We start from the raw sequence: 4,881 nt of genomic DNA on the forward strand, positions 1-4,881 counted from the left end.
CGGGTGATGCGGCCGAAGCTCGACGCGGCGTGGAATCTGCATGAGCTGACGGCGGATATGGATCTGTCGGCGTTCGTCCTGTTCTCTTCTGTGGCGGCGTTGATCGGTAGTCCCGGTCAGGGCAACTACGCGGCGGCGAATGCGGCGCTGGACGCTCTGGCGCAGATCCGCCGGGTGGCCGGGCTGCCCGCGACGTCCCTGGCCTGGGGTCTGTGGGAGAACACCGCAGGCATGGCCGGCGGACTCAACGAAACCGAACTGGCCCGCCTGGAGCGGGAGGGTGTCGGCGCGCTCTCGGACGAGCTGGGCCTGGACCTGTTCGACCAGGCAATCGCCACGGACACCGCGCTCCTGGCCCCGGTCTCGCTCGACCTCGCGGCACTGCGCGACCGGGCACGCGCCGGAGCCCTGCCCGCCCTGATGCGCGGTCTCGTCCGCCTTCCGGCGCACCGCGGTGGTGACGGCTCGCTGGCCCAGCGTCTGGCCTCGGTCGATGTCGATGACCGTGAGCGGGTCGTGCGGGAGTTCGTCCTGACTCAGGTGGCGGCCGTCCTCGGGCACACGTCCACGGCTGCCGTCGATCCGCAGCGGCCCTTCAAGGAGCTCGGTTTCGACTCCCTCGGCGCGGTCGAACTGCGCAACCGGCTCACCCAGAGCGGAGGGGTGCGGCTGCCCGCGACGCTCGTCTTCGACCATCCGACCCCGGCGGCCGTCGTCCGGCTCCTGCTCGCGGAGGTCGGCCAGGTGGAGCGGACTCTCCCGGCCGCCCGGCCGCGGCGGGCCGCTCGGGTCGACGAACCCCTGGCGATCGTGGGCATGAGCTGCCGCTACCCGGGGGGCGTGACATCGCCCGCGGAGCTGTGGGAGCTGGTGGCCTCCGGGCGCGACGCGATCACCGGACTGCCCACCGACCGCGGCTGGGATCTGGAGCGGCTCTACGACCCGGACCCCGACCACGAGGGCACCATCTACACCCGCGGCGGCGGCTTCCTTCAGCGGCCCGACGGGTTCGACGCCGAGTTCTTCGGCATCAGCCCGCGCGAGGCCACCGCGATGGACCCGCAGCAGCGGCTGATCCTGGAGTCGGCCTGGGAGGCCATCGAGAACGCCGGGATCGACCCGACCTCGTTGCACGGCAGCGACACCGGTGTCTTCTGCGGCGCGGTCACGACGGACTACGCGGGCATGATGTCCTCGGAGCTGGAGGGCTACCGCCTGACGGGCACCACGACGAGCGTGCTGTCCGGTCGTATCTCCTACACCTTGGGTCTTGAGGGCCCGTCGGTGTCGGTGGACACCGCGTGTTCCTCCTCGCTCGTCGCGCTGCATCTGGCGGCGCGGGCGCTGCGGGACGGCGAGTGCTCGATGGCGCTCGTCGGCGGTGTGACCCTGATGGCCGGTCCCTACCTGCTCACCGAGTTCAGCCGGCAGCGGGCGCTGTCGCCGGACGGCCGGTGCAAGGCGTACGCGGCGACGGCGGACGGTACCGGGTTCGCGGACGGTGTCGGGCTGGTCGTGGTCGAGCGGCTGTCGGAGGCGCGGCGCAAGGGACATCGTGTCCTGGCGGTGCTGCGCGGCAGTGCGGTGAACCAGGACGGTGCGAGCAACGGCCTGACCGCGCCGAATGGTCCTTCGCAGGAGCGGGTGATCCGCGCGGCCCTGGCCAACGCGGGCCTGAGCCCGTCGGACGTGGACGCGGTGGAGGGCCACGGCACCGGCACCGTACTGGGTGACCCGATCGAGGCGCAGGCGCTGCTTGCCACCTACGGCCGCGAGCGCGAAGGCGAGCCGCTCTACCTCGGCTCCATCAAGTCCAACATCGGCCATACGTCGGCTGCCGCCGGTGTGGCCGGTGTGATCAAGATGGTCCAGGCGCTGCAACACGGCGAACTGCCTCGCACCCTGCACGCGGATGAGGCTTCGCCGCATGTGGACTGGGCGTCGGGCGGAGTGGAACTGCTCACCGAGCCCCGCAAGTGGAGCACGCAGGACCGTCCCCGACGGGCCGGCGTGTCCTCCTTCGGCGTCAGCGGCACCAACGCGCATGTGATCCTGGAAGAAGCCCCCGCCGAGGACCAGGCGCAGAAGCGGACCGCGACCGATCCCGTGCCCTTGCCTGCGGTTCCGGTGCCGGTCTCGGCCCGGAGTGAGGTGGCGCTGCGGGAGCAGGCCGATCGTCTGCGGGCCCATCTGACCATGCGGCCGGATCTGTCCCTGATCGATGTCGGTTTCTCGGCGGCGACGACGCGGGCGCATCTGGAGCACCGTGCGGTCGTCGTGGCCACTAATCGCGACAGCCTGCTTTCCGGGCTGGGCGCGCTGTCGACGGGTGAACCGACCGACCTTGTCGTCACAGGTCGCCCCGCGAGTGGCGAGACGGTCTTCGTCTTCCCCGGGCAGGGTTCGCAGTGGGACGGGATGGCGGTCGAGCTGCTCGACACCTCGCCCGTCTTCGCCCGCCACATGGCCGAGTGCGCCCAGGCACTCGACCCCTTCGTGGACTGGTCTCTCGACGATGTCCTCAGGGGTGTCGAGGGTGCTCCGACTCTGGAACGTGTCGATGTCGTCCAGCCTGCACTGTGGGCGGTCATGGTCTCACTGGCCGCGCTGTGGCGGTCGTACGGTGTGGAGCCCTCGGCCGTCGTGGGCCACTCCCAGGGCGAGATTGCCGCGGCCTGTGTAGCGGGTGGGCTGTCCCTTGAGGACGGCGCACGGATCGTGGCGCTTCGTAGTCGTCTGGTTCGTGACCGTCTGGCCGGGCACGGCGGGATGATGTCCGTCGCCCTGCCGGCCGACACGGTCGAGAACCTCCTGACCCCGTATGAGGGGCGTGTCTCCATTGCCGCGGTCAACGGGCCCGCGTCGGTCGTGGTGGCGGGTGATCCGGGTGATCTGGACGCCCTGTCCGCCGTATGCGAGACGGAGGGGATACGGGCCCGGCGGATCGCGGTGGACTACGCGTCGCACACGGCGCATGTCGAAGCCATCGAGTCGGAGCTGCTGGACCTCCTGGCGCCCGTCGCGCCCTCCACGGGCCGGATTCGTTTCTACTCCACGGCACGTAACGAGTACACGGACACCGCGGCTCTCGATGCCGCCTACTGGTACCACAACCTGCGGACCCGGGTCGGATTCCAGCCCGCCGTCCGAGCGCTTGCGGACAATGGCGCGACCACGTTCCTGGAGATGTCGCCCCATCCCGTCCTGACCATGGCGATCGAGGACACCGCCGACGGGCAGGCCACGGCGATCGGGTCCCTGCGCCGTCACGAGGGCAATGTCCGGCGGTTCACGACCTCCCTCGCGGAAGCCCACAACGCCGGTGTCGCCGTCGACTGGGACACCCTCTTTACCGACGCCGGTGCACAGTCCGTTCCCCTCCCCACCTACGCCTTCCAGCACCAGCGCTTCTGGCTCGACCCCACCACCACGACCGGCGATATCACCATGGCCGGACTCGACCACATCGACCACCCCGTCCTCACGGCGGGAGCCCGTATCGGCGACCGCGATGAATGGGTCTTCACCGGCCGGCTGTCCATCGATGCCCAGCCGTGGACCCGGGACCACATCGTGTTCGGCATGGTGCTGGTGCCCGGTGCGGCGCTGGTCGAGCTGGCGCTGACCGCCGGACGCGAGATCGGCTGCCCGGTCGTCGACGAGTTGGTGATCGAGTCCCCGCTCCTGCTGGACGAGGACACGGCGGTGCGGGTGCAGGTGACCGTGGGCGCCGCCGATCCGGCCGGCCGACGCGAGGTCGCCGTCTTCACCGGCCCGGAGAGCGGTGCCGACGATGAGCCGACCGAGGCCACCTGCCACGCGCGCGGCTGGCTGACGGCGGACAGCGGACCGCTGACTCCCCTCGCGGCCCAGTGGCCGCCGGCGGGTGCCCGGCCGATCGGTGTGGACGAGCTGTACCGACGGGTCAACAAGCACGCGCACCTGACCGACGCCGGGTTCGACTACGGCCCCGCGTTCCGGGCCGTCAAGTCGGCCTGGCAGGTCGGGGACGACGTCTGCACCGAGCTGGTGCTGCCCGAAGTCGCGGGCTCCGAGAAGGGCTTCGCCGTCCACCCCGCGCTGCTCGACTCGGCGCTGCACGGCGGGCTCGGCCTCCTCTACCGGCCCGGGTCCCCGGGCGGACTGCCGTTCTCCTGGTCGGACGTCCGGCTGGACCGAACCGGCGGCACACGGCTGCGGGTGCGGATCGGTCTGGCGGACGAGACCGCGCTGCGGATGGAGATCGCCGGGGAGGACGGCACGCCCATCGCCCGCGCGGCCCGGATGGACGTCCGCCCGGTGGAGCAGTCACAGCTCGTGGCCACCCGGCGAAGCGGCCGACGCTCCCTCCACCAGGTCGACTGGGTGGACGTGCCGGCCGGAACCGCGGCGGCCGCGGAGGTGTCCGTACTCGGCGAGCTGTCGTTGCCGGGCGACCGGTACGCCGACCTGGCGGCCCTGGAGCAGGCGATCGCCGCCGGCGCGCCGGCGCCGCGTACGGTCTTCACCACCGTGGAGACCGCGGTCGGGGCGGACCCGGCCACGAGCGCGCGGGCGACGGTCCTGGCGGCCCTGACGCTGGTCCAACGCTGGCTGGACAGCACCTCCCTGCGCGAGGCCCAGCTGACGGTGGTGACCGACAAGGCGGTCGCCGTCGCCGGGGACAAGGCACCGGACCTCGCGCAGGCGTCGGTGTGGGGGCTGCTGCGCAGCGCCCAGTCCGAACACCCGGGACGGTTCGCGCTCGTCGACTACGACGGTGGCGCGCTGCCCGCGTCACTCGGTGCCGATGAGCCGCAGGTGGCGGTTCGTGGTGGTCGTGTGTTGGCGCCGCGGTTGGTGCGTGCCGGGGTGGCTGGTGTGTCGGGTGTGGAGTTGGCG

Annotated in this window: 1 protein-coding gene; it reads left to right on the top strand. The window is 71.6% G+C overall.

Going from position 1 to position 4,881, the window contains the following annotated elements; translation table 11 throughout:
• Positions 1-4,881, top strand: a 4,881-nt coding sequence (locus tag ACFXG1_RS32885; RefSeq protein ID WP_384745844.1) for a beta-ketoacyl synthase N-terminal-like domain-containing protein, incomplete at both ends; no start/stop codon positions are given.

The sequence above is a fragment of the Streptomyces sp. NPDC059248 genome (assembly GCF_042753905.1).
Taxonomy (GTDB): domain Bacteria; phylum Actinomycetota; class Actinomycetes; order Streptomycetales; family Streptomycetaceae; genus Streptomyces.